A 25,295-nucleotide genomic window follows, 5' to 3' on the forward strand; every position below is an offset into this window, starting at 1 on the left:
TGTTCATCCAATGCATGGGATGCTATCATCAGCTACTATGCCGATAGGTAGCGCTTTTGCATCATCTATCGCTAAATCAGCAACATCGTTTAATGCTTTCAATCGATCAGCTTCATCAAAATTTTCAAGAGGTCCAATAAAACTACTTTGAATCGAAGTGATACCACAGTATTCCAGAATACCATTTTTCAATTGAAGCAATCCACTGGATCCATAAACCTCTTTATAAGTTTTTAGGTTTAGATCACCCGCTGTAGTTATGATTCTAGCAGTCTTGTTTTGAAGTAAGCCCACATTTAGACCCTGTTTAGACTTTCTAAATGTAATACCGGGTAGAAATGCTCGGTCAAAAAAACCTTTCATCAGAGCAGGCATGCCGAGCCACCAGAGTGGATGAATCCATACCTGATGCTCACCCCATTGAATGGTTTGCAGCGCTTGGAGCAGATCGGGCTCCAGTTCCATTCTCTGCCTATAGCCAAATTGTAAATTAGGATTAAAGTCCAAATCCCCAAGAGCAATATAACGTACTTCAGCACCTGATTCTTTCGCCGCTTTGATATAAGCATTTGCCAGAGCACTATTGAAACTTAATTTATCCGGATGCCCGTTGATAACAACTATTTTTTTCATTTTTTCTGATTGATAATTTTCTTAAACAGTTCGATTTGCTGTGCATAAAAGGTTTCCGATAATAGACAAGGGAAAAAATCAAAGGCATGTACTGCACCTTTTATTTCCAATAATTCGACCGAAGTGCCAGCTAAACATAATTTTTCCGCATACAATTTTCCTTCATCTTTTAAGGGATCAAATTCACAGACAACGATGGTCGCATGGGGTAAATGATGAAAATTAACTTCACGCAATGGCACCCCGTATCTGGGGACATGGGTTCTGCCGTTCCATAAATAATGCTTCCACATCCATGTAGCCGCTATTTTTGTTTGCATCGGTGCTTTTGCTAAACTGTCCATCGATGGACTCTTCAACGTATCGCACATAGGAGGATAAAGTAAATATTGATGTTGGATCATCTTATTCTTTTTATCCCGGGCTAGGTGAGTAATCGATGCAGCGATTGTCGCACCTGCACTGCTGCCACCGATAATGATCATATTTTTATTTCCATCCAGTTTGCTCGCATTTTCATAGAGCCATAATAAGGTATCGTAGCCGTCTTCAATAGCTGCAGGGAAAGGATATTCTGGAGCTAATCGATAATCGACAGAAACGATAAGCATACCCACTTCAAGTGCTAATTCAAAGAGTATAAAATCATACTGCTCCGGAGTTCCATATATAAATGCGCCACCATGAAAATATAACAATACCGGTAAATCTTGCTTAGCTTTTGGTTTGTAGATTCTCAAACGTATCGGTTCTTCAGACTGGGAAGAGGGAATTAGCATATTTTCAACAAGTAATTGCTCTGGTATAATCAAAGGCTCTTCGTTTAAAGACAAACGTAGTTCTTCCGCTCTGATTTTTGTAGGATCGTTTTGTAGCAGATATTCATATTTTATTTTACTGTAAGGACTAGCAGCAATAGCCTCTAATAATTCTGGATCTATATTCCCCAACATGATTTCAAATTGCTTTAAAATTGTACAGCCACTTTACCTACCGTTCTCCCAGATTCAATTTGCAGATGCGCTTCTCTCATCTGATCAAAATTGAAAACATGTGAGATATGAGGTTTCAGAATACCCGTTTCTAATAAATGCGCAATTTGTTGCATAGCCGCTCCATCACTATAGACAGACATAAAAAAGCAGGCGTGAAGATTTTTTTCACGAGCTTTTAACTCATCATCTTTCGTATGTCCCGATGGCAGGGCTACGATAGTGCCAAAAGGTTTTAAAACCTGAACTGATTTTTGAAAATTAGCACCCCCCACTGACTCCAGTACAAAATCGACATTCGAAAGGACCTGTTCAAATTCCGTTGAGTTGTAATCAATATGTTCATCAGCCCCTATGTTGAGCAAAAAATCACGATTCTGTACCGATGATGTCGCGATGACATAAGCGCCCATATATTTTGCTATCTGTACTGCGAAATGACCAACGCCACCAGATGCGGCATGAATCAATACGACATCATGAGTGCGCAGTTTTCCATATGTGGTAAATGCTTGCCACGCTGTTAATGCAGCCAAAGTGCTGGCAGCAGCTTCAATATGACTGATCCGATTAGGTTTTAAGGCAAGATGCGATTCCGGTGCCGCAACAAATTCAGCATAAGCACGTCCATGTCCGACGAAATTGACCATTCCAAATACTTCATCACCAATCCCAAATTTTTTAACCAAACTTCCAACCTCTATTACCACTCCAGAAACATCCCATCCCAAGATCAATGGATCATACCTGATTAAATCTTCTGCAAGAGGAGCTTGTCTACTGCGGACCTTAACATCCACAGGATTGACACCAATTGCTTTTACTTCAATCAGTACTTCATCCGGTTTTAATATAGGCTTTTCAATATCCTTATAAATCAGATTTTCTACCTCGCCAAATTTTTCTAACACAATTGCCTTCATATCTTAATTTTTATTAGCAAAAATAGACTGAAAAAGGAGGTGAAAACAGGTACAATTAAGTGTTATTTGGGTACCTTTGCATCATGGCAAGAGAAAATATCTATCAATCCTTAGAAGTTTTTTACGAACAAGTTTCAGTATGTCCTTTACGTGATCGACAGTTTAATTTCTTTGAACTCGTATATGTTATCTCCGGCAACGGAAAACACGGTGTCAATGGAAATAAATTTGATTATTTTCCAGGAGACTTATTTCTTTTGACACCACATGATTGTCATGAATTTGATCTCGATGGAATGAATGAGTTTATGGTCGTACGCTTTGGCGAAAACTACATAAAAGAATATCAATGGAAAAGCATCGACCATATAGAATGCTTATTATACAATGCCTCTCATTTGTCGGGATCTGTGCTCGTCAATAAGGAAGACAAGCAGATGGTCAGCTTGCTGATGCAAAATCTTCAACAGGCATGCGAAGAGCATGGGCATTATAATGAAGATTTGAGAAGGCATCTGGTCAATGCCATTCTTGTCATAGCAGCAAGGAATATTGCGATTGTTAAACCAGAGCATATTTCACAGACTGCAGATACACGCATACTGCAATTATTGGATTATATACAGGAAAATATACGGCAACCCGAATTTTTAAAAATAGGAGTAATGGCCGAAAAATTTGGACTATCTTCCACTTATCTCGGAAGCTATTTTCGTAAACAATGTCATGAATCTATACAACAGTATATCTCTTCGTATCGGATCCGCTTAATAGAACATCGATTAAGGTTTAGTGATAAAAGAGTTCATGAGATTGCACATGAATTTGGATTTGCGGATGAAAGTCATATTAATAAGTTTTTTAAACGCCATCATGGACTGAGTTTAAAAAAATATAGAGAGAAAACGGCTGGATAACAAAATAGAAGCAGATATTTGAACGTAAGCTTATTGATTAAGAAAGAACTGAGTATGTAGTGTATTAAATTTACGGTGCCCCAATATACTAGTTCGTTATTTTTTCACTTGAAATCATTTTTAAAATAGGGTTATCTTGACTATAAGGATTATTGACCAATGTAATTGAGTCAGCCGCATTAACTAAAAATTCAAAACTATATTTATCATCATTCGTTACAAACTGCCATAGTGTGGTGTCATTCTCACCTCGTAACGTATATCTTTTACCTTGTGCTACGAACAATTTTTTATTCCTGTTATCAAAGATACTGATAGAGAACTGTCCATCACCACTATATTCTTGATTTAGAACGATTAATGTGTATTGAGAAGATGAAGCATCTTTTCCTTCAAAAGTACGGATCAATAATTTTCCCAGAGTGGAATCAGTTTTAACCGGTTGTATGGCGGTTAAATTGCCGATTATTGAACTATCTGTCACTTTGGATAAGCTATCAGTTGTCTTTTTATCGTTTACTTTAGTAGTTTGATTTGTACATCCCAAGGAGATTATACTTAAGAAAAGGATGGTATTTCGTATAGTCATCTGTTTACGGAATTAATCTTATAAATAGTCTCTATTTGCGTTCTTTAAGGTATTTTATTTTTTTAAGTACTTCTCACAAGGCACTTTCGAGCACGCTCTACACTTTATAAATATAACAAATTAATCCGAAAATAGGATGTATGTCTTGATCTTCAATTGATCAGGATTTAAATCTTTATAGGAATATTTTACTCTTTTCTCCAGATACTCAATACATCCTGCCAATTGCTCATTTTCTTTTTTCATTCCAATTAATTTGAGCATTTTCGATCCATAAACCAAATAGAAATGAAAAGAACACTTTTATTATTGCTGCTACTTTTATTTTTTAAAACCTGGGCACAGGACCAGCAGGGGAATGACTACTTTTTCGGAGATAATTTTCATTTTCATGGTTTTTCAACAGATAAGCGGATGATGGTACGCAATGATATCGTCTATGTCAAATCAGCTAAATATCTATGGCATGTCTATGGTAATTTTGATAATAAAGTAAAATTACCTGGAGCTGGCCTGAATAATGTTCCCAATTCCCCAATATTGCTCGGTATAAAATTGAGCCCTAAACTTAAAAACTATTTTACGGCACCTGTTCAAAACATATCCAAAGTCTACTATAGTTATATTGTACCCGATAGTTCCGATGCTATCATTGTCGCTATGGGGATTAATAAAGATAATTATAAGGATTATGTCTACCGGGTCGTAGAGCATGATAGCATCGAACTAGTTCCCTGGTCTCCGATACCTAAATTGTCAATGGAGTATGGAGCCAAAGTCCCTTATGGTGCTATAGGCACTTTTAATTATCCCGGAAAACAGATCCTTGTAGAGGTCAGGCATAAGAAGAATTACGGCATCAGAGATGGTTATATCATTGACTGGCGTAAAAATAATCGCCCCGTACTGAAGCAGCTGGTAGCAAGAGGATCAGGAGAATACGGGTATTTCAATGTATTAAACGACTCTTTGAATAAGGGGCAGGTTCAATCCTATGATACGCATACTGGAGTTCCGGTAGGATGGACCTTTCAGAAAGATAGTATTACTGAATTTGATCTAGAATTTGAGAAGCATGAGACCGTTCCTTATTCCATTCATTTAATTAAAAATAGCAATGGTCAGGTGGATACAGTTCGTCTGGAGTGGTGGACACAGTTAGACAAGTTTACCATTTCAAATCAATATTTGAATGAAGTAGGTCAGTATGAGCTGCTGGTGCATAAAACCGGAGATCTTTCGGAATATAAAGATAGCGAGATCTTGCGCATTTCCTATCAAATAGTGCCGACAGCAATAAAGACCACACAAGCGGTGTGGCCTATCATATGGCCCTATCTTTTAGCCGGTTCAATTATGGTATGTGCTGGATTCTTCATGATGAGGTCTCGAAGTCGGAGAAAGATGAAGCAAGTACAGCAGCAAAAGCAGGCGGTTACACTACAGATCAAGAATATTCAGGCACAGTTAAATCCCCATTTTATGTTCAATGCTATCAATTCCATTCAAAATTTGATTCAAAAGAATGATTTGATCGGAACCAATCATTACCTAAGTAAATTTGCATCGGTTACTCGCGCAACATTAGAAAATGCAGAAAAAGAAATGAATCCACTAAGTGAAGAATTACAATTATTGGACGATTATTTACAAATGGAACAGTTAAGGTTTGGTTTTCATTATCAGATAGAAAATAAAATTTCTGTTCATGCAGATCTCATTGAAATACCAACTATGTTATTACAGCCTATAGTTGAGAATGCCGTAAAACATGGTATCGCTATATTAGGAAATACAGGTATGATCAGTATTATCATTGATCAGCTTGGACAGACCATGCGTATTTGTGTCGAAGATAATGGAGCCGGATTTGATTATACGGTTGAAAATAATGAAAGTGGATATGGTCTTCGATTGAGCAAAGAACGTCTAAATTTACTTAATAAGCTTTATCCAGAAAATACATTTCATATTGAGATTAAGACTACTAACAATAAAACTCAGGTCTGTATCCTAATTTCTAACTGGATTTCTAAAAATTAATCAGATGATCAGATATGTAATTATAGACGATGAGGTAAACAACATCGAAATATTAAGTTCTTATTTAGAAAAGTATAGGGATAATCTACAGTTGGTCGGTACAGCTACCCATGCTGACGAAGGTGTTTTACTGATAAAAAATACACAACCGGAGTTAATTTTTCTAGATATTCAAATGCCTCAAAAAAATGGTTTTGATCTGTTACAGGAAATAGGAGAGCGTAGTTTTGAAGTGATTTTTGTAACGGCTTATGATAAATTTGGAATTCGGGCTGTTAAGTTTTCAGCATTGGATTATCTGCTCAAACCATTGAATATACAAGAGTTGGAAGAAGCATTGTATAAAGCCGTTGAAAAAATTAAGCAGAAGAAATACAATGCCAATCTGGAGAACTTAATCCAGAATCTCAATAACAAGCAACATGATGAAGATAAAATTGCTTTAAGTACTGGAAGAGAAACCCGGTATATTGCCGTTGCTCAAATTGTTCGATGTCGTGCAGATGATAATTATACCGAGATCTACCTGTCGGAGGGAGAACCAATTGTGATCAGTAAGACCCTTAAAGAATACGATGAAATGTTAAGTCAATATGGATTTATAAGAACACATCAGAGCCATCTCATAAATCCGAAGCATGTGTTGGGGTATACTAAAGGAGATAATCCGGCAGTTCATATGCAACATAATTTTTTGGTACCAATTGCCAGACAGAAAAAAGAATATGTATATCAAATTTTAAACCAGATTATAAAACCATGAAAACTCTTATTATTTACTTTTTTAGCATCGTTTTTCCAATAGCTTTATTTGCTCAGGGAAAAACTCATCCAATGCCACTTACAGATGCGGCTTTTGATACACAATCTACTCATCAAGTACAAGCTCAGATAAAGGGAAAAGTGTTACATGCAAGCCCGCCCGATCTCGAAAGAATTACGATTAAATATAGCATCGTGAATGCTGGAAATCCTTTTCAATCAAGTTATACAACCAAAGTAGCTCCAGATGGCACTTTTAGTATTGTCATACCAGATAAATTAATGAATCAGCAAATATGGTTCACGTTTGGAGAATATGCATATATCTGTATCTATTTAAATGAAGAACTGGAGCTCACCTTCGATCTGGACAAATTGAAAAAGAAATTTGTTTACTGGAATGGCGAGGGAGTTACTTTTGGTGGTAAAGATGGTAAAAAAAATGAGGTGATGAATAATTATATATTATTCGATAAAAAACATAATGAAAGTTTTTCAACGAAATTGCAGGATCTAAATAAAAAAGATACAGCATTCTTAACTAATCTAGATAGCTTATTTGCTGTTCAGGATCGTGTTAATGACATGTTCTATACTACATATGGCGATACTTATCAATATTTAGTCAAAAGTGAAACAGCGGCCAGTTATTATGAAGAAAAATTGAAATATTTACTTGAAAACAATATTCAAGTAAAACAGATAGAAGACTTACTGACTCCTGTTTACGCGATATCAAATAACTCACGGGCATATATACAATTTTTGAATTATTATGTAAGATCCTCTTTTAAAACTACCGGTCAAAAATATAGTCATGTCAATCTTGCTAATTACTGCGATAGCATATTACCGGCAGCTTACGCAGATTTAATCAAGTTACAGCTAGAAGATAGAGATGTTAAACTTCAGCGTGATCTTTATAAACAATTAGCACCGACCCTGCATTTCAAGTGGTCTAGCGAGTATGTACGATCTCAGATTGCCATGTTGGACAGTAAGATTGAGAAAATTGATTCAATCAACCAGGCATCAACTGTTAAAGAAAATGTCAAAGAAAATGTTGCATCAACGCTTGGAAAACACATATTAAAAACCGGATCTGGAGCATTACTTTATATCGATGAACATCAATCTGGGGCTGATTTTTTGCGAGATTTGAAATCTACATTTCCAAATAAACTTGTTGTAATTGATTTTTGGGCAACCTGGTGTATCCCATGTATTCAAGCAATGCCTTATAGTAAAGAGCTACATAAACAAGCAAAAGAAGCTGATTTACCAATTGAATTTGTCTATATCTGCACATCATCCAGTTCAAGTGAAGAGAAATGGAAAAATAAAGTGCTTGAAATAGAGCAGCCCGGTATTCATGTATTTGTTAATGAAAAGGTGACAAGCGAAGCGATGAATTTATTTAATAAAGGTGGTTTTCCTTCGTATATTATGCTAAAACCTGATGGAAGCTATGATTCCGAAACGATTACCAGTATGCAGGGATTATCGTTAGATATGTTGAAAGCACAACTCTGATTTAGAGATCATGATGAATAGGATGATCATGTAATTCAGACCATTTATTATTATCTTTTGTGTTAATAGTTTAAAATGCCTTTACTCTTCGTATCTTTGTCCCATAAATATAATAACATGCCAAGAGAAACAAAAAGAGGGCTATATCAAGGAATAATTGAGCAAGACGAAAAGGGTAATTACTTTTGTGGGCCATATTTATTGGACTATCAGTTAGTAGAACTTCATTTTAGATTAGGAGATAAAGTAAGCCTTAAAAAAGTAATTGGTAATACCAGTAGAAAAAGTTTTGATGATTATCCTCAAAAATCAATCAAGTTCTCGCTAGCTGGAGAAGACCATGATGAAGATTAGTCATTAAATTATACAGATCAGCTGCGATATCCTCAATGTTGATCTGTATCTTAAATCTTTTCCTCATCATAATCCTTATCTACACCATATCAGTAGGAGTTATGGGAATTTTTTAACATCGCTTGGATATTCTGGGCACTTCTGTGATCTCGGTCTATGTTAGCCATATTTAAGAGTTTTCTTGCTTTTGAAAGAGACCTGGGTAAGTGAATTCCTTCCAAATACAATTTTGCCAATATATAATTAGCCTCTTCAAATTCGTAGGCGGAATAATACTTTTCTAACCTTAAAATAGATTTATAATAACAAATTGCCCTTTTAATGTCCTGCTTGGTTCCAATTCCATAATAATAACACGTTCCTATTTCTAATGCACAATATTTACCCATATTGTCCGCTAGATGATAAAACTCAAATGCTTTTTTATATTTCCCATTCGTAGTATACAAACGAGCTAAATTAAAAGCACCTAAACAGTCATTTGCTTTAATCGCTTCTTTATATAGTTTTTTTGCTAGCGCTTCGTTTTTGTCACAGGCATACCCAACAGATAAATAATTGGCGTAGCTTATCATAGCTTGTTTGCTACCATTCCTATAGGCCGCTTCTGTTAAATCGAATGCTTCTTTTTTATCTTGTTGCAAGATGGGTTCTTCATCAATCCATAATGCATCATCATAATAATTTGCAAGTAATTATTGACTATCTGAATCTCCATGTTGAGATTTATGCATAATTTCTTCCAAATCTTTAAGTGAAAAACGCTTACTTTTGTATCTGTACATGATGTGATGTGTTATAAAACAATTTCAATTTACATAATTCTAAAACACTTTTATAGTACAGCTTTCCGCAATATTTGATTTATAGTCATACACTTTACCCTCAGTTTGAAAGCTTTCCCCTATTGATTATTAATTTTTTGTTACTTTATTCTAGAATTCATTGTTTTTAATAACCTTATTATTAACCCTAGTACATACTTTTTTATGTGGTAAATAATTTTGTCATTACAAGAGAAATTGTTAACTTCAAAAAACCAATGTTTTCAATGTGTTTAGAAAGTAGACTCAATCAATACTCCACATAAATATGAACTTAAATAAACGCGTAAAATTATTATCATTATCAGTTTCAACTGTTGCATTGTTTTTCAGTACGGCTATTTATGCCCAATCTGATCGTTTGAAAGTACATAAAAAGGTACTGTATAATATGACTTTTCAAATGGATAGTTTAAATACAGCATCTAAAACTACCGAGTTGACCGAGTTGCTGTTATCAGATACGGTTTCTTTATTTAGAACACTTCATAAAGCTGAGCAAGATGCCACTTATGCAGCTTATATTAATAATAAAGTTATCCAACTTTCTGCGCCAGTGGTTGTGACAATTGGAAAGATCAATAACCTGAATTATCAAATATTAAAATCTAATACTGGACAGATCAAAGTCTATGATGAATATTCAGGCAGCAATTTAAATCATGTTAAAGAAATAAATTATTATACAGAGCCTGCTACAGCAATGGACAGTTGGAAATTATCTTCAGACACAATTACCATTGATCAGTTTCTTTGTCAAAAAGCTGAAATAGACTTTGGCGGTAGGCATTGGACAGCTTGGTTTTCAACAGAAATTCCAATATCGGATGGGCCTTACAAATTCGGGAAATTACCGGGACTAATTTTAAGATTAGAAGATTCAAGTAAAACATGGAAATTTGAATTTCAGTCTATTCAAAATGTAGACGAGGATATAGAATTAAACAAAAAAGAAAATGTTGAAATTAAAAAAATCAACAAAGATAAGCTGTTCAAAGATAGAAGGTACTATCAAAAAAATATGCTTTCCATAATGGAATCAAATGGCGGAAGTATTGCTGAGGATAGAAAAGCGGCTCAAGAAAGGTTGAATGAGGTGATAAGAAAAGATAATAATTGGATTGAGCTTTAAATTGTATTATAAATTCAATCGACACCTTGTCCAAAAGTTAATAGATTGTTGTCAGGATCGAGCAACGAAAATTCTTTTTGCCCCCACGATTTAATTTCCAGAGGAGCATTTGGATGAATAGCGACATTATTGTCTAAGAACTGCTGATAAACGGTCTCAATATTGTCCGTTCTAATGTAAACCTGGCCATAATTTTCTTTCGGATCAAGTTCTTTAAATTCAAAAAAGTGAATTTCAATACCTTCTTTGAAAAGCATTAAATAACCTTCATAGTCGTGGTCGCCGAAAGTTTCAAAACCTAATTGCTTGACATAATAGTCTTTTGTTAGCGATTTATCGCGCATAGGTAACTTCGGATGTATTGCTGTTAGCATAGTTTTATTCTTTATTTAGCGATGTTAAACCTGTATGTATGACTAGAAAACTTTAACATCATATATACTGTATGTATAAAATTAACGATTTATTTTTGAACAATGATATACAGCCATTAATTATGAGGATGTTAAAAGAATAAAATTAGCGGATTTCAGGGGTGTATTTTTCGGTTGAAAATCTAGATATTTGGAGAAACGGGTTATCAATGAAGCATATTCTTATTTTTTCACTCTTATTATCAACTGTTTTAGGTTTTTCGCAGACAGTTCAGACTGCAGATGCGATAGGCTTCGGAGGTTCGATGTCTCCTTTAGTAAAAGTCAAAAAAGATAGAAAAGAATATTTTTATCATCTGGATGGCAATCATTTCATAGATGATGTGGAAGAACATGATGCAGATCTATTTGTTGTCGTGAAGAAGGGGCATTATGGTGTCTTGAATGATAAGGGAAACATGGTCGTTCCTATCGATTATGATGAAATTGAGCTCGCTACGGAATACGAAGGACAGTGGTATGCGGGAATACCATACGATTACAAATACATCATTTTAAAAAAAGATGGTAAAACCGGAGTCGCTGATGATAAGGGCAACATCATTATTCCCTTAGAATTTCAGAATACCACAGTTATTAATAAAAATAGTATTGGAATTGCCAAAAATAATCTTTGGGGCTGGGCTTCAGCCTCTGATGGTAAATTAGTACATGAGCCTGAATATGAATATATCACAAAATTTTTTTCTGACGAGTATGTGGAGGTTCGCACGGCGGATAAAAGTGGACTTGCCAAAGCTAGCGGGCAAGTTATCATCCCCGTCGAGTATGATGACTATTTAAGGTATATCGTAGGGGGGCAGCAGACCTATATTGAGGGAACAAAAAATAAACAGCTTTATTTAATGGATACTACAGGTACCATATTACTTTCAGGAAATACGGACTATAAAGCAATTGAAGGATCAAAGCTTCTGATATTTAAGCAAAAAGACTTGTTTGGAGTTATTGATCCCACTACCCAAAAAGTAATTGTATCGCCTGCATTTGAATCATTGGATCCTTTTATTAGAAATCTGGGAATAGCCAAAAAATCCGGTAAATACGGAGTGGTTGATATGCAGGGAAAAACACTTTTGGATTTTCAATTTGAGGAGATAAGATTTTTAGCGGCAAATGGCCATCATAAATATGACACCGGCTCCGATGCATTAACCGAGAAAATGTTGGCCAGAAAACCTCCAGAAGATGTCAGATTGAAGTTAATTTATGAGCAGCAGATAAACCAGGCACCCTATTTTATAGAAGTCACGAAGGCTGGAAAAAAAGGGCTGTACAGCTGGAACGGAAAAACAATTATCCCATGTGGTAAATACAAGAATATACAATTTCACTATTACAGAGGTAAGTCATTCTTTCTTGTAGACTCCGAACTAAAATCTGGAATTGTGGATGAAACTGGAACCGAAATATTACCAGTTCAATACACATTTAATGATTCTTATCAATATTCCAAAGAAGCAGTACAAAACGAATTCGATCTCGCGAATCGTTTTATTGTATTCTCAGAAGGAAAAGAAGAAGGAAGTATTGCATTAAAAATTGGATTGTTTGATCTGGATCAAAACGAGATTATTTTTGCAGCGCATGAACAGTATATTACATTACTGAATCACCGTTTCTTTCTACTGCGGAAACTGATTGCCGATTATAATTACGAGTTTTTACTCTATGATATCAAACAACGTAAGCTTCGTAAATTAGGAGCTGATATTACCGATGTACATGTGGTGAATGACAGTTTTCTGCAGATCGAAACGAAAGAAGGTGTTTATCAATTGACCACTTTTGATGGTACGAAGATCTATGCGAACCCTTCATGGAAGGTAGAGGGTAATTATCACCTTATTCGTTTCCCCAATTATAATAAGCATACTTTGAGTGGGTTTTATTTTGGGCTGAAAAAGATATATGCGGGAGAAGGAAATCTTTTTATTGATACCTTAGGTCAGGAGAAAAGATTTACGGGCATTGATCAAGTTGATTGTTTTTACGATGGATATGCTGTTGCAGCAAAGAAGATCGAAAACAAAGAAGCCTCTAGTGGATTCAAATACTTGAAAGGAATGATTGATTTGGAAGGTAAAACAGTCGTTCCATTTGAGTATAATGAAGTGTATGCCGCTGGCGCAGATGCTGAAATGTTAGTTTTTGCTAGAAAAGATAGCCAGATGTTAGTACGACGAGACGGTACGGTTATTTTAGGAGCAGAATACCATGACATAGAGACAAGTAGTGCAGATCCTAATTTTACCTTTGCGAAAGGGAGCAAGTATGGATTGGCAGATTGGGCTGGTAATATCCTTGTAGCGCCCCTATATGATGATATTCGTAGGAATTATGAAGGAGATCAAAAAACCTGGCCCTTATTGGTAAAAGAGGGTGACTGGTATTACTTCGTTGGGAAAGATGGTCAAAAGTATTCCATAAAAGCAAAAGAACGCTCTTATTAATCTAAATATAATCGCTTATGACATCATTTTCATCATATTTAAAATACAAGAATTTGAATTTTATACTTACTGCATGCTGTTTTGCTGCAACACTTTGTTTTTCAAATCCTGCAGCAGCACAAATAAGCAGTTCATATGTTGAAGAAGATCGTATGGCACCTTTTAGAAATGGCTTCGCGAAAATAACAGATAAAGGTCGGGTTTATTATATTAATGTGCATGGGGAGAAAATTGAACTTGCAGAAACTACCCCCGTAAGTTTTAACGATGCGTATTCAGTACAAGATTATCAACGTGAGATTAAAGAGGAAGCAGATTTTCTTCCAAAAAGTGTATTGAAGTATCTGAAAAATGGAAAAATCGGAATTATTTCGCCAAAAGGAGATCTTTTGTTAGCAGCAGACTACGATGATATTGATATCGAATTTCGGCAGTTCTGGAAGGTAAAGCGCAATGGAAAGGTCAGCTTATTTTTAGCTGATAAAACTTTTTTACCTTATTTCGATGATATCGGATATTTAGATGGTGAATATTTTGATGTTAAACAAAATGGGAAATGGTATTTATACAGTAAATTGCAAAATAAAGTAACGACCAGTCAGGGCTATGATGCATTTGATTATTGTGGTGGATGTGGCAATGGTTCAGCCTATGTATATGCACAGCAAAATGGTAAGTGGGGAGTCATGGATTGGAGTGAAAAAGTGCTCGTTCCATTTAAATACGAGCATGCACATTGGAATATGCGGAGTGATAACTGGGTGGCTTCCTTTTCAAAAAATGGACAACCGCTTATCATACATATACCATCAAAAAGAGAGTTTGTTGATGCCAAAATATTAACAGGTGTTTTACTTGTAAAAGAAAATAACAAGTATGGTGTATACGGGCAGGACGGTGATCTGAAAATACCATTTGATTTCGATAATATCGAACTGCCTAACGATAATTCATATTTAGGTTATTATGGAGAATATCTGTTGACCACAAAACAGCATAAAAAAGGAATTTCAGACCTAACAGGGTCAGTTATTATACCAAATGAATATGATGATATAAAAGTATACGACGATTATTTTGTTGTTAAAAAACAGCAAAAGTCTTATCTGATGGATAAGATGCGGAAGGTGCTTTTCGAAATCGAGAATGGAGAAATAACACATGTCAATGATTACTTTTACTCATCCGGCAGTAATAACCTAGCTACTTTTAAGATTAAAAAAGGCGCATATTATGGTTTGTATTTTGCCAATACAAACATCTATATTGAGCCACAATATTATAAGATTGATCTTTTTAAGTTTAAGAACAACGAACCAAAAGAGCAATATATCATTACCGAGAAAAATAAAATCTCCAGCCTATTTGATCAAGATGGACACCTGATGTTAAGCGATTTTGAAGGGATTTCCGAACTCTATGATGCGCCGAAAAATCTGATGACATTCATCAAAAATGGACAAATGGGCATTTACGATTTAGATACCAGAAAGGAAATCATTCCACCCGTTTACGATAGCTTTATTATGGGGAAATTCGGGAATAGAAACCTTATAAAAGCAAACAATGTCCGGAAAAAAGAGGCGGATGATATGGATAATCAGAGTAGTGATCTGTATGATCTTGCAGGAAAAAAGATATTGGAGACAGCTATTCAAGGAATAGACACCATAGGAGTTAAATACTGTTTAATAAAAGATATAAAAGGAAAATATCTTTTACTCAATATGGATGACATGGAGCTGCAGGCGTTTGATTATCAATCTGTTTATCCGATCAATAATCCCAATCTTCTATTAGTGTCGAAAAATGACAAAACCGGGGTTCTTTATGATATTAAGGCAAAAAAAGAATTCAAAGGAGCATTTAGTGTAACCTATGTAAAAGAAGGTTATCTGCCAAAGGATCCCGGTAAGGAAACGGTGATCTTGCCCTATAAAGGTGACATGGCTTTGCTATACAACGAAAAAGGATATGGCTATATCAACAATATGGGTGAGGTAATCGTCTCACCGAAATATGTTTGGGCATTTGATTTCCGGGGCGATGCCGCTATGGTATGTCAATCTGAAAACTCAGACAGCCGTGCACTGGTTTTTAAAATGGGTTTTATCAATAAAAAGGGAGCATTGATCTTTCCCCTGACATATGATCTCACAAATTCTAGGCTAAACCACGAAGAATCTGTGTTTATTAATAATTCAGTCTTTTTACCAAAAGTAAACGGTTATGAATATCTGTATGGATTGGGAGATCTTACCACAGGAAAAGAGGTGCTACCGGTTGAATACACACAAATTCGGGCCCTTCAGAATGGAACTTATTTTCTGCTTCAAAAAAATAACAAATTTGGCATATCGGATGCTAAAGGAAATGTAATCGTGCCTATTGAATTTGAAGAAATCTTATTTGATGCACCCACCTTCTTCGATTCACCTTTAGATACAAAGCAAAACATCTTCCCGTTGCTGGTTTATCGGGAAGCAGTCTGGAAATATATCGATGAAAAAGGAGATTATCTCAAAATAAAATAAGAGTTTTAGATTTAAAAAGTCTTGTAAATTCTCACGCTGTGAAAACATCTTCAATTATCAATTGAAGATGTTTTTTATAAATAATTAAAGCAAGATATGATTAAATTTAGTGATGAGTGTATATCCTAATTTAATTTTTCTCTTGCTTAAATAATGCCTCTAGTATGGCGGCTTGTTCCTGAAATTGATCGAATACATTTATTTCTTCCGCAAGATCTTCTTTAAGATTGTAGAGTTGAGGACCATTTTTTCCAAATGGAGGTATATACTTCCAGTCTCCAGATACAATAGCAAGGTTGCTATATCCTTCTTGTATCAATGTCTTTCTTCCTTGTTTCGCGTTGCCAACAAAGGTATCCCATAAATTTTGACTATCAGATGCTTGTCCATCTGGAAGTTTTTGATTGAAATAACTGGCAAAACTGGCAACGAAATCAATCTGACAAACCAATTCTTGACTTACAGCAGGTTTAATGTGTGCGGGCCAGCTGATAATAAAAGGGACACGGGTTCCACCTTCATATAGGTCCGTTTTCCATCCCCGTAGTGGACCTGCGGGACTGTGAATTCCGTTTAGTTCTTCTGCTTTATCAGCATATCCATCATCCAGTACAGGGCCATTGTCACTGCTGAAAACGATCATCGTATTCTGTTCAATACCAAGTTCATGAAGTTGCTTTGTTATTTGACCAACGATCCAATCCATTTCCAAAATAGCATCACCCCGATAGCCTAAGTTGCTTTTACCCTTAAACATGGTGGCAGGCATTCGCGGCACATGAATATCATGCAGTATACAGGAAAAATGGTTTCTTATGATTTTGCGCTATGAAATCCTGAGCTTTAGCTAAAAACGTAGTTCCCAATTCTTCGTCTGTCCATCTTGTTTGTTTTCCACCGGACATATAGCCAATTCTTCCTATACCGTTTACGATCGTATGGTTATGACCAACAGAAGATTGTAACTTTAACAATTCAGGATGTTCCTTTCCAGTAGGATCATTTCCTATTTTATTTTTATAATTGACGTTAATAGGATCTTTGGGATCCAGGCCTATTATCCGATGGTTCTCCATAAAGACGGTCGGAACTCTGTCAGCTGTTGCAGGAAATATATATGAATAATCAAACCCGACCTCATTTGGTCCTGGTTTAATATCCGCATTCCAATCCTTATTAATTTGGTCACCTAATCCTAAGTGCCATTTACCAATGATAGCAGTGGTATAACCTTCATTTTTAAATACCTTAGGCAAGGTAATCTGATCTGTTGGTATAATCAAAGCTGCATCTCCGGGAAGAATATTTCTTCCCGGTTTTCTCCAGGGATACTGACCGGTCATTAAACCGAATCTGGAAGGAGTACAGGTTGCAGAGGTTGCATGTCAACGCGTAAATCGCAGTCCATTTGTGGCCAATTTATCTGTATTTGGTGTCGAAATAGCCTTTGCACCATAACAGCTTAAATCACCATATCCCAAATCATCTACGTAAATAAAGATAACATTTGGTTTGCTCTTTTTATTTTGTGCAATTATACTAAGCGGAATAAAAATACCCGCGATCATAAGGGTTAATAAATGCCTTTTTTTTAAGGTATAGTGTTTCGGTTCAATGCAAATATAATAATCAATCTAAGAAAATTGTGAAATGCTTTCAGAATAAAATCGGTGTAATAAGCGTATAAATAATTGGAAAGGACAAATAATATTATTTTTACTACATACTTCAAAGGTTTTTTATGAAAAAACGGTTAAAATATTCACGATCAACTTGTAATATAAAGCTTTAATTCTTATTTTTGAGTAGACTCCCAAGTAAGACTTAAATTATGGTTAGAAAAATCTGCTTATTACTTTTAACAAGCTGTTTACTAATTTCATGTTCTGACAAAGAACTTGGTTCACTTGTCGACGAAATTGATGTCGAACATCCTACTGGCGAAGAAGAAAAAGTGCCGATCAGAATAGTTGCAGATAAGAGCAATCAAAATTTCTACGAGATGGTGATGTTTGAACTAAAAGATAGTACTTATAATGGACCAAACGGATCAATGCTAATTCCCTTAAAATATCAAAATTTAGATTCGCTGACATGGGAGGTTGAAGGAAGTCCCAAGAAACTGGATCTTGTCGTTAAACAATCCGGAGGATATCGGTTTACTACAGCTTGGGGGCATTATTTTTATTTACCAGGAAATTATAAAACCTACTTAAAGGGGTATAGAGGAAAGGACTTAGTTGTAAAAGATTCTGCAGCAATCCATATTACTGGAGATGGAGACTTTTTGCACCTTAAATGGAGTGAGCTGAGTGGTGATCCGAATCAAAACATAGGCTACACCAACAATGGAACACAAGATTATGAATTCCAAGTCTACAGCAATAAAATCGGTAAAGAAATTTTCTCGAAATTAAATGTGCGATTTGAGCATTTGGATTATAGAAAGTTTAATCCTGAAATAGGAAAACGAGAACTGGAAGTATTGACAACACATATATCCTCCCTATATGGAGAACCTAAATATGATGAAACCACTAAAGGTATATATGCCAAGTTCAAAAAGCTTTTTAAGAAAGGTGTAAGAGCGGAGCAGGTGATCAAAATCTGGCTCGGTAAAACTTCAAATATGGCTCTTTTAAAAAAAGATTCCTGGAAGGAAAATGGATTCGGTTATGAAATTCATGCTGAACCAAATCATTAAATGGATTAATAAAATTTGATCGGAATTATCTCTGTTTACATTTTAACAGTAAAAATAACCATGATAACTGCGATATAAAGTTGATTTAAAAGCGCTGTTAGTGTCTATAAAGCATATTGTTTTGCGATCTTCTCTTCAGGTTTTTCAGTGAATAAATACAAACAAAAGATAAAAAAGTACTCCAGAGGTTTCATCAATCTGTATACCAAATTAGATTTTTGAGGCGTATTAATCTTTTTTGATAAAGGATAACCAAAACGATCATAAAATCTTCTGATGACTTGATGTACAGATGGAAAATGATCTGAAATTAGTTCCTCGAAAGCATTGGCAACGAGTAGTTGTCTGTTGACAACAATTTCATTTCCATACCTTTTCCCTAAGCGAAGTGGTTTTACAATCGTTGGATCTCCACAAACAGCTACAGTACATAAGTAATGTCCCCTATGATCTAAAAAAGGTGGGTGAGTTTTGGTAGAAAAATTCCATGTAGTCGTTTCCGTAAATACTTTTGTAATGGAATTTACTTCCTGTCCAAATAAAACTAATATTGCAACAATAATCACAAAAACAGGAATAAGAAAGACCAGAACGTAAACGGGTTGATGGCTCACATTCGCCATTTTCGTATTCAGGTAGTTAAGAAATTTATTCGAGTAATGTTTATTTGTTGCGGATATAGCTTCTTCTCCGATACATCTAAAAATTAAAATAAACGCCGTTACCGTATATGTGACGGGTAGGAAAAAGAACAACCAGGAATCGTAGAATTGCGTATTCGATGAGATCTGTAGTAAGACAGCAACGCTCATAATTATTCCGATAATGACAAAGATCAGTGACAGTACAAATAGAAGTGGAGGTGCTGATCTTCCTTTTAACCATAGCTTTATAATTCCAAACATGGCAAGTGCAAAAAAAGTAACTAATGTCAAGCTATGTTCTAAAGCAAATGGCGAGTAACCGCCGTCGACAATATCTATTGCTTCCTTATAGTGCGAGCCATAAAGCATAAGTCCGAAAACAAATAGTAGAATCGAAATACAAAAAGCCACAATGATAAGGTATTCCGTAATTTTAGTAGAGGTATTAGCTTTCTTTCGCAACTGTTTATAAACCCAAAATCCTAGTAGTGGAAATGAAATTAGAAAAAATATGATCAGAAACTCCATTGGCTTTTCTACTTTAGTTTATAGTTAAGGGGTACAATTTTTCATGAATATAATCAAAATAAGGAAAGGTATTGCGTTCTCAATGAGTTTTATTACTGATTATATTCTTTTTCCTAGATGCCGTTTTAAAATGTGTAAAATTAATGGTTAGGACTCGTATAAAAAATACTAGCTGTACCTATGAAAATTAGTATTTCTGTATCTGTACCCAAAGAAATAGAGTCTTTAAATTTGCTTATCACCAATACAACAAGAAGATGAAGACTAATGAAATTAATGGATTTAAGATTGTAAATTTTTATTTGTCCGAACTCAGCCCTGTGGTTTCTTTATATAAAAAACACAAGGAGAAATCCGATTTTGAGGGAAAGGACGCAAGGATAAATATTTTGACCGCCGAATTTGGACTCCCTTTAGCTGTGATCATGCAGGCTAAAGAAGTTATTGGCTATGCATCTGCAATTATTAATCATTCAAACAAGGTGGAAATGACTTGTTACTTTTTATCAGAATTTCATCAAGTCGAATTTAAGGAAGCATTAGAAATCAAAGCAAAAAGAAATTTTATCCAGACATTCGGAGATGATGATCATAGCATCTCTAAACTTAAATTGGCGATTGAACGACTTATTGATTGGCTCAACCTTTAAACTGAATGAAAAAGTGAATATTTAAAACATATAGCATAGGTGCTGTTGGATACATATGATATCCTAAAATATGTAAATTGCAGCGTGTTCAATATCCAACAATTTGAAGGCAGTGAATAATAAGAAAAAAATAGCGGAAGATAATTTATTAGCATATAAGTCCATGAAGAAAGAATCCTTATACCTCAAGATTGCTCATATTATTGAAGAACAGATTGTCTCCGGAACGATGCAATTAGGTGATAAACTCCCTTCGCTGCGTGTGGTTCAGAAGATGTATCATGTGAGTATCAATACGGTTAAACAGGCCTTTCTAGAGTTAGAAAGCAGGTCTCTGATTGAATCTAGACCTCGATCTGGTTATTTTGTGAGTAAAATAGCGCAACGACGTTTATCACTTCCCTCAGTTGGTCGATTACAGGCCTCGGATAATGAGCACGACCAGGAAGATCTGATTGATAAAGTTTATAACTCGCTAAAAAAAGAAAATCTGACACAGTTCTCTTTAGGCGTTCCTGCACAAAGCATGCTTCCTATAGCAAAACTAAATAAAGGAATTGTGAATGTGATACGAAAACTTGACGACGGCGGGACCAGTTACGAACCTGCGCAGGGAAGTATTAATTTAAGAAGAAGCATAGCCAAATGGAGCATGGAGTTTGAAGGACAACTAACTGAAGAGGATCTGGTGACCACTTCCGGAGCCATGAATGCCATTTTTAATTGTTTGTTAGCCGTGACAAAGCCAGGCGATACGATCGCAATGGAAACACCTGTATACTTCGGGACAATTCAAATAGCCAAGTCACTTGGACTTCATGTGATCGAAATACCTTCCCATCCGATTTGTGGGATCGATATGGACGCATTAAAGAAAGTTATTTCTAAAATAGATGTATGTTGCCTCACCGCAAATTTCAGTAATCCATTAGGCAGTCTTATGCCAGAAGAAAACAAAATCGAACTGGTGAAGATGCTTACCGAACGAAATATACCGTTGATCGAAGATGACCTGTATGGTAACCTTTACTTTGGCACCAATAGACCTAAGCCCTGTAAAGCCTTTGATGAAGCTGGAATAGTCATGTGGTGCGGTTCCTTTTCAAAGACACTGGCACCGGGGTACCGTGTAGGGTGGGTAGCGCCGGGAAAATTCAAGAAGAAGATCATTCGGCAAAAACTGCTGCAGACCATCTCAACACCTGTTTTATATCAGGAGGTTATTGCAGATTTTATGGAGCATGGCCGTTATGACCATCACCTTCAAAATTTTAGAAATAAGCTGTATTCAAACTGCTTTCAGTACCAACGGGCTATCGAAGAATATTTTCCGGACAATACTAAAATATCCGACCCTCAGGGCGGATTCGTGCTTTGGCTCGAATTGGATAAAAGAATTGATACAGCATCCTTGTTTGATACAGCTATCCGCCAGAATATAAGCTTTGCGCCAGGTAGAATGTTCACACTTCAGGACCGTTATCATAACTGTATGCGGTTAAATTTTGCTTTAGAGTGGAACGAACGAATCCATACCGATCTGAAACGGCTGGGTACGATCGTGAAGAATGCTTTTTAAACACTTCTTATTCGGTATTCTTCCGGTGGTAAGACTTTATATGGTCTGCTTTAATGATTTGATTTTTAGTTGCATTTAGATTAAAAATCAGATTTGTTCGGCCTAGGCTATCTCTTTATTGTTTTGCTATATATTGACCAGTTTTCATTCCGGTAAAAAATACATCCCCCTAGAAAAGTTCCTTCCAGAGCCCTGTAACCGTGCATTCCACCACCTCCAAATCCAGAAGCTTCTCCAACAGCAAATAATCCCGGCATGACATGACCTTCCGCGTCAAGCACTTGACCATTTAGATTGGTTTCAATGCCACCTAGCGTTTTTCGAGTCAGAATATTCAGACGTACAGCGATCAATGGACCATTTTTAGGATCTAGAATTTTATGTGGTTTTGCAGTTCTGGCAAGTTTATCGCCGAGATATTTTCGCGTATGCTGGATGTAGTTGATCTGTATGTCCTTGCTAAATTTATTGTCAAGTTGACGGTCCCGGTCCTGAATCTGTTTTTTTATCGTATTATAGTCGAGCAGTTCGTTTCCTGCTTTCTGATTCATTTTTGTCACCAATTCCTCCAGATTTGTTGCGACAATAAAATCATCGCCATGAGTTTTAAAAGCTTCCACAGGCGCTGTAGCAGCTTTCCCAAAAAGTCTGCTCAGAATGAGTCGATAATCTTTATTGGTCAGGTCTGGATTTTGCTCAGAACCAGAGAGTGCAAATTCTTTTTTAATAATTTTTTGAGTGAGAATAAACCACGAATAATCGTATCCCGTAGCTTGTATAAATTTCAACGTACCGAGCGTATCAAAGCCAGGAAAGAAAGGAGCGGGGAGCCGATTGCCCGTTGCATCGAGCCAAATTGAAGATGGCCCCGGTAGAATACGAATTCCGTGGTTCGACCAGATGGGATTCCAGTTTTTTAGACCTTCAGTATAATGCCACATCCTGTCTTTGTTGATGACGTGTGCGCCAGTCTGTTCCGCGATTTCAATCATCTTGCCATCCACATAATCTGGAACTCCACATACCATATGTTGAGGTGGAGAGCCCAGTCGAATCGGCCAGTTTTTTTTCACAAGTTACAGATTGGCTCCAATTCCACCCGAAGCGATGACAATGTGTGCTCCACGAAAACAGAACTCACCGATACAATTTCTATTAGTTTTCTCACCCCGTTTTTTATCATCAGCTTGAAGAATATCACCTTCGACACCGACAATAACTCCATTTTCGATCAATAACCGCGACACACGGTGTCGAAATTTGAACGTAAGCAAACCTTTTTCTTGAGCTTCATATGCTTTGTCAACAAAAGGCTTGACCACGCCAGTTCCTGTGCCCCATGTAATGTGGAATCTGGGTACAGAATTGCCATGTTCCGAAGCTGAACCAGCACCACGTTCAGCCCAGCCGACGATCGGAAAAAACTTCATTCCTAATTCCGAAACATAGTTGTATTTTTCTTCTGTTGCAAATTTAACATATTCAGAAGCCCATTTACGAGGCCAGAAATCTTCAGGACGATCAAACGAAGCCGTACCTTCCCAATCCTGATAAGCAAGTTGAAAAGAATCTTTAATCCCCAAAATTCGTTGTTGTGGAGAGTTTACGAAGAAAAGACCTCCAAATGACCAATATGCTTGGCCACCCATATTCGTTTCAGTTTCCTGATCTAAAATAAGCACCTTTTTACCGGCTTTCGTCGCTTCATATGCAGTAACGAGTCCTGATAATCCACTTCCAATGATAATTGTTGCATACTGTTCCATGTCAACATAATTTAGCTTTCTTGAAGTTAAGAAATTTTGAACAGTATGATCTTATTTTTTTAGAACTGTGTCAGTTATTGTGGTATAGCATAGAATTTTATAAATACCAGCGTCGTCCGCTTACCGGATAAATGATGAATTATTAATGACCGTAAACCAATTCCTGTAGCAATTCCTGAAGGCGCTTTGTTAAAGGTCCTGCTGCTGGGCTAAACTCTTTATAACCCAATAAAGCAGTTACAGGAGTAATATTTTTAGTAGTTGAACTAATAAATGCCTCACTTGCCGATGCAATGTCCTCAATGCTAATATTGCGGACTTCAACCACCATGATAGTTTTTGCCAATTCGATAATTTTTTTACGGGTAATACCTTGTAAAACATCTTCACCAGCAGTTAACAATTTGCCATCTTGACTTATTAAAAAGAAGTTAGCACGCGGGCATTCCGATATCAAGCCGTTTTGTATGTAAACCACATCGTCAGCCCCCTGCGATTTAGCTGCCTTAAGTGCCTGTATACCCATCACATAATCGATAGATTTGACGAGACTAAATGGACGGTGATAGTGAAAAGGAAGTAGTTTCAGACCCTTACTTTCCAACACTAAATTTCTTTTTAAAGCTTGTTGACTGATAATTAAATTGGGCTCACCAATACTATACCCATCATTACTATATCCGCCGGTCAATAAAATTTTAATACCAGAATCCGGAATCATATTTGCTTCCATCAAACTTTTTATTTGAGCTTTCAGTTCATCTCTGGAGTAATTTACAGGTAGATCCATCAGCTCAGCAGATTGATAAAATCGATCTAGATTATCTTCTAGGAATACTGGAATACCGTGTACCGTTTTGAAAAAATCAAAAATACCGTAGCCGCGCACAAGAGCAAGATCCGTAATTGATAATTTTGCTTCGTTTTCAGGAATTAATTTTCCGTTGAAGATCAAATAGCCCATTTGCATATACTTTTTTATATTGAATGTTTAGCGAACACAAACCTATACAATCCTCCATTGAAAAACAAGTTCTAGCCACGTGTTTAATTTGAACTTTACCCGCAAAGTAACCTGTATTTGGTAAAGAATATCACCTTTAATTTAAGAGATTTAGCGCGAACTATATTGTTCATCATGCGCAATGGTCGTTTTCAAAAAAATCAAACTCATTCTTTTTTATTAATGATTTCAGATCAAATTCACCATTTTCATAACTTTTTACAAGTCCCATTCTATGGTATTCGACGAGTAACAGTTCAGCGTTAAAATAGATGAGCTCGCAGATTATCTTTTAGCC

The 25,295-nt window shown here is 36.0% G+C and carries 21 protein-coding genes and 2 pseudogenes; 11 read left to right on the forward strand and 12 right to left on the reverse strand.

Features of this window, described 5'->3' with window-relative positions:
- Positions 1 to 3: 3 nt before the first annotated feature.
- From HCX49_RS04875 to HCX49_RS04885, 3 genes are read right to left on the reverse strand one after another with little or no spacing between them, the layout of a single operon-like run.
- Complete coding sequence (locus tag HCX49_RS04875) at positions 4 to 633, reverse strand: NAD(P)H-dependent oxidoreductase (RefSeq protein WP_168126357.1); 630 nt, start codon at positions 631 to 633, stop codon at positions 4 to 6.
- Positions 630 to 1,586: an alpha/beta hydrolase gene (locus tag HCX49_RS04880; protein WP_206368239.1), complete on the reverse strand. Its 957-nt coding sequence runs from the start codon at positions 1,584 to 1,586 to the stop codon at positions 630 to 632. The genes HCX49_RS04875 and HCX49_RS04880 overlap by 4 nt, the downstream gene beginning before the upstream one ends.
- 14 nt (positions 1,587 to 1,600) lie before the next feature.
- Positions 1,601 to 2,548 (reverse strand): NADP-dependent oxidoreductase, encoded by a 948-nt coding sequence (locus tag HCX49_RS04885; RefSeq protein ID WP_168126358.1) that lies wholly within the window; start codon positions 2,546 to 2,548, stop codon positions 1,601 to 1,603.
- A gap of 83 nt (positions 2,549 to 2,631) precedes the next feature.
- Here HCX49_RS04885 and HCX49_RS04890 point away from each other — a divergent pair, with 83 nt between their 5' ends.
- On the forward strand, positions 2,632 to 3,465 hold the full coding sequence (locus HCX49_RS04890) for an AraC family transcriptional regulator (protein WP_206368241.1): 834 nt from the start codon (positions 2,632 to 2,634) through the stop codon (positions 3,463 to 3,465).
- An 88-nt stretch (positions 3,466 to 3,553) separates the two neighbouring features.
- Here HCX49_RS04890 and HCX49_RS04895 read toward each other — a convergent pair whose 3' ends face one another.
- Positions 3,554 to 4,054, reverse strand: coding sequence for a hypothetical protein (locus HCX49_RS04895; protein WP_168126359.1), 501 nt, complete (start codon positions 4,052 to 4,054; stop codon positions 3,554 to 3,556).
- Positions 4,055 to 4,174: 120 nt separating this feature from the next.
- Positions 4,175 to 4,300: a hypothetical protein gene (locus HCX49_RS25650; RefSeq protein ID WP_259192630.1), complete on the reverse strand. Its 126-nt coding sequence runs from the start codon at positions 4,298 to 4,300 to the stop codon at positions 4,175 to 4,177.
- Positions 4,301 to 4,342: 42 nt separating this feature from the next.
- On the opposite strand from HCX49_RS25650, the gene HCX49_RS04900 reads away from it, so the two are divergent.
- From HCX49_RS04900 to HCX49_RS04915, 4 genes are all read left to right on the forward strand, one after another.
- Positions 4,343 to 6,097 carry a sensor histidine kinase gene (locus tag HCX49_RS04900; RefSeq protein WP_168126360.1) on the forward strand — a complete coding sequence of 585 codons (1,755 nt, stop codon included), beginning with the start codon at positions 4,343 to 4,345 and terminating at the stop codon, positions 6,095 to 6,097.
- Positions 6,098 to 6,101: 4 nt separating this feature from the next.
- Positions 6,102 to 6,860: a LytR/AlgR family response regulator transcription factor gene (locus HCX49_RS04905; RefSeq protein ID WP_168126361.1), complete on the forward strand. Its 759-nt coding sequence runs from the start codon at positions 6,102 to 6,104 to the stop codon at positions 6,858 to 6,860.
- On the forward strand, positions 6,857 to 8,392 hold the full coding sequence (locus tag HCX49_RS04910; RefSeq protein ID WP_168126362.1) for a TlpA family protein disulfide reductase: 1,536 nt from the start codon (positions 6,857 to 6,859) through the stop codon (positions 8,390 to 8,392). Before HCX49_RS04905 ends, HCX49_RS04910 begins: the two co-directional genes overlap by 4 nt.
- A 117-nt stretch (positions 8,393 to 8,509) precedes the next feature.
- Positions 8,510 to 8,746: a hypothetical protein gene (locus HCX49_RS04915; protein WP_132767691.1), complete on the forward strand. Its 237-nt coding sequence runs from the start codon at positions 8,510 to 8,512 to the stop codon at positions 8,744 to 8,746.
- A gap of 89 nt (positions 8,747 to 8,835) precedes the next feature.
- On the opposite strand, the gene HCX49_RS04920 is transcribed toward HCX49_RS04915, so the two are convergent.
- Positions 8,836 to 9,390, reverse strand: a complete 555-nt coding sequence (locus HCX49_RS04920) for a tetratricopeptide repeat protein (RefSeq protein ID WP_168126363.1) — start codon at positions 9,388 to 9,390, stop codon at positions 8,836 to 8,838.
- Positions 9,391 to 9,838: 448 nt separating this feature from the next.
- Here HCX49_RS04920 and HCX49_RS04925 point away from each other — a divergent pair, with 448 nt between their 5' ends.
- The gene (locus HCX49_RS04925) at positions 9,839 to 10,702 is read left to right on the forward strand and encodes a GLPGLI family protein (RefSeq protein WP_168126364.1); all 864 of its coding nucleotides are present in this window, start codon (positions 9,839 to 9,841) and stop codon (positions 10,700 to 10,702) included.
- Between the two features lie 14 nt (positions 10,703 to 10,716).
- Here HCX49_RS04925 and HCX49_RS04930 read toward each other — a convergent pair whose 3' ends face one another.
- Positions 10,717 to 11,076: a bleomycin resistance protein gene (locus HCX49_RS04930; RefSeq protein WP_132767697.1), complete on the reverse strand. Its 360-nt coding sequence runs from the start codon at positions 11,074 to 11,076 to the stop codon at positions 10,717 to 10,719.
- Positions 11,077 to 11,285: 209 nt separating this feature from the next.
- On the opposite strand from HCX49_RS04930, the gene HCX49_RS04935 reads away from it, so the two are divergent.
- Positions 11,286 to 13,589, forward strand: coding sequence for a WG repeat-containing protein (locus HCX49_RS04935; protein WP_168126365.1), 2,304 nt, complete (start codon positions 11,286 to 11,288; stop codon positions 13,587 to 13,589).
- Between the two features lie 53 nt (positions 13,590 to 13,642).
- Positions 13,643 to 16,123 carry a WG repeat-containing protein gene (locus HCX49_RS04940; RefSeq protein WP_168126366.1) on the forward strand — a complete coding sequence of 827 codons (2,481 nt, stop codon included), beginning with the start codon at positions 13,643 to 13,645 and terminating at the stop codon, positions 16,121 to 16,123.
- A gap of 130 nt (positions 16,124 to 16,253) precedes the next feature.
- On the opposite strand, the gene HCX49_RS25655 is transcribed toward HCX49_RS04940, so the two are convergent.
- Both HCX49_RS25655 and HCX49_RS04945 read right to left on the reverse strand, forming a co-directional pair.
- Positions 16,254 to 16,880 (reverse strand): sulfatase-like hydrolase/transferase, encoded by a 627-nt coding sequence (locus HCX49_RS25655; RefSeq protein ID WP_260291964.1) that lies wholly within the window; start codon positions 16,878 to 16,880, stop codon positions 16,254 to 16,256.
- Between the two features lie 28 nt (positions 16,881 to 16,908).
- Positions 16,909 to 17,691 (reverse strand): annotated as a pseudogene (locus HCX49_RS04945) (sulfatase-like hydrolase/transferase).
- Between the two features lie 263 nt (positions 17,692 to 17,954).
- On the opposite strand from HCX49_RS04945, the gene HCX49_RS04950 reads away from it, so the two are divergent.
- The gene (locus tag HCX49_RS04950; RefSeq protein ID WP_168126367.1) at positions 17,955 to 18,827 is read left to right on the forward strand and encodes a hypothetical protein; all 873 of its coding nucleotides are present in this window, start codon (positions 17,955 to 17,957) and stop codon (positions 18,825 to 18,827) included.
- Positions 18,828 to 18,931: 104 nt separating this feature from the next.
- On the opposite strand, the gene HCX49_RS04955 is transcribed toward HCX49_RS04950, so the two are convergent.
- Positions 18,932 to 19,999: a DUF6688 family protein gene (locus HCX49_RS04955; protein ID WP_168126368.1), complete on the reverse strand. Its 1,068-nt coding sequence runs from the start codon at positions 19,997 to 19,999 to the stop codon at positions 18,932 to 18,934.
- 257 nt (positions 20,000 to 20,256) lie between these two features.
- Here HCX49_RS04955 and HCX49_RS04960 point away from each other — a divergent pair, with 257 nt between their 5' ends.
- Both HCX49_RS04960 and HCX49_RS04965 read left to right on the forward strand, forming a co-directional pair.
- Positions 20,257 to 20,649, forward strand: a complete 393-nt coding sequence (locus tag HCX49_RS04960) for a hypothetical protein (RefSeq protein WP_132767706.1) — start codon at positions 20,257 to 20,259, stop codon at positions 20,647 to 20,649.
- A 112-nt stretch (positions 20,650 to 20,761) separates the two neighbouring features.
- Positions 20,762 to 22,228, forward strand: a complete 1,467-nt coding sequence (locus tag HCX49_RS04965; RefSeq protein WP_317166808.1) for a PLP-dependent aminotransferase family protein — start codon at positions 20,762 to 20,764, stop codon at positions 22,226 to 22,228.
- A gap of 107 nt (positions 22,229 to 22,335) precedes the next feature.
- On the opposite strand, the pseudogene HCX49_RS25525 reads toward HCX49_RS04965, so the two are convergent.
- Together HCX49_RS25525 and HCX49_RS04975 are read right to left on the reverse strand one after the other, a co-directional pair.
- Positions 22,336 to 23,994, reverse strand: a pseudogene (locus HCX49_RS25525) (FAD-binding dehydrogenase).
- A gap of 142 nt (positions 23,995 to 24,136) precedes the next feature.
- Complete coding sequence (locus HCX49_RS04975; protein WP_168126370.1) at positions 24,137 to 24,958, reverse strand: aminotransferase class IV; 822 nt, start codon at positions 24,956 to 24,958, stop codon at positions 24,137 to 24,139.
- Positions 24,959 to 25,295 lie beyond the last annotated feature (337 nt).

Origin of the sequence: Sphingobacterium sp. B16(2022), from assembly GCF_012030425.1 — a bacterium.
Taxonomy (GTDB): domain Bacteria; phylum Bacteroidota; class Bacteroidia; order Sphingobacteriales; family Sphingobacteriaceae; genus Sphingobacterium; species Sphingobacterium anhuiense.

What these genes read in the sequence shown, in the direction of transcription:
- HCX49_RS04875 (WP_168126357.1), bottom strand. Translation starts at nt 633, where the DNA reads ATGAAAAAAATAGTTGTTATCAACGGGCATCCGGATAAATTAAGTTTC.
- HCX49_RS04880 (WP_206368239.1), bottom strand. Translation starts at nt 1,586, where the DNA reads ATGTTGGGGAATATAGATCCAGAATTATTAGAGGCTATTGCTGCTAGT.
- HCX49_RS04885 (WP_168126358.1), bottom strand. Translation starts at nt 2,548, where the DNA reads ATGAAGGCAATTGTGTTAGAAAAATTTGGCGAGGTAGAAAATCTGATT.
- HCX49_RS04890 (WP_206368241.1), top strand. Translation starts at nt 2,632, where the DNA reads ATGGCAAGAGAAAATATCTATCAATCCTTAGAAGTTTTTTACGAACAA.
- HCX49_RS04895 (WP_168126359.1), bottom strand. Translation starts at nt 4,054, where the DNA reads ATGACTATACGAAATACCATCCTTTTCTTAAGTATAATCTCCTTGGGA.
- HCX49_RS25650 (WP_259192630.1), bottom strand. Translation starts at nt 4,300, where the DNA reads ATGAAAAAAGAAAATGAGCAATTGGCAGGATGTATTGAGTATCTGGAG.
- HCX49_RS04900 (WP_168126360.1), top strand. Translation starts at nt 4,343, where the DNA reads ATGAAAAGAACACTTTTATTATTGCTGCTACTTTTATTTTTTAAAACC.
- HCX49_RS04905 (WP_168126361.1), top strand. Translation starts at nt 6,102, where the DNA reads ATGATCAGATATGTAATTATAGACGATGAGGTAAACAACATCGAAATA.
- HCX49_RS04910 (WP_168126362.1), top strand. Translation starts at nt 6,857, where the DNA reads ATGAAAACTCTTATTATTTACTTTTTTAGCATCGTTTTTCCAATAGCT.
- HCX49_RS04915 (WP_132767691.1), top strand. Translation starts at nt 8,510, where the DNA reads ATGCCAAGAGAAACAAAAAGAGGGCTATATCAAGGAATAATTGAGCAA.
- HCX49_RS04925 (WP_168126364.1), top strand. Translation starts at nt 9,839, where the DNA reads ATGAACTTAAATAAACGCGTAAAATTATTATCATTATCAGTTTCAACT.
- HCX49_RS04930 (WP_132767697.1), bottom strand. Translation starts at nt 11,076, where the DNA reads ATGCTAACAGCAATACATCCGAAGTTACCTATGCGCGATAAATCGCTA.
- HCX49_RS04935 (WP_168126365.1), top strand. Translation starts at nt 11,286, where the DNA reads ATGAAGCATATTCTTATTTTTTCACTCTTATTATCAACTGTTTTAGGT.
- HCX49_RS25655 (WP_260291964.1), bottom strand. Translation starts at nt 16,880, where the DNA reads ATGTTTAAGGGTAAAAGCAACTTAGGCTATCGGGGTGATGCTATTTTG.
- HCX49_RS04950 (WP_168126367.1), top strand. Translation starts at nt 17,955, where the DNA reads ATGGTTAGAAAAATCTGCTTATTACTTTTAACAAGCTGTTTACTAATT.
- HCX49_RS04955 (WP_168126368.1), bottom strand. Translation starts at nt 19,999, where the DNA reads ATGGAGTTTCTGATCATATTTTTTCTAATTTCATTTCCACTACTAGGA.
- HCX49_RS04960 (WP_132767706.1), top strand. Translation starts at nt 20,257, where the DNA reads ATGAAGACTAATGAAATTAATGGATTTAAGATTGTAAATTTTTATTTG.
- HCX49_RS04975 (WP_168126370.1), bottom strand. Translation starts at nt 24,958, where the DNA reads ATGGGCTATTTGATCTTCAACGGAAAATTAATTCCTGAAAACGAAGCA.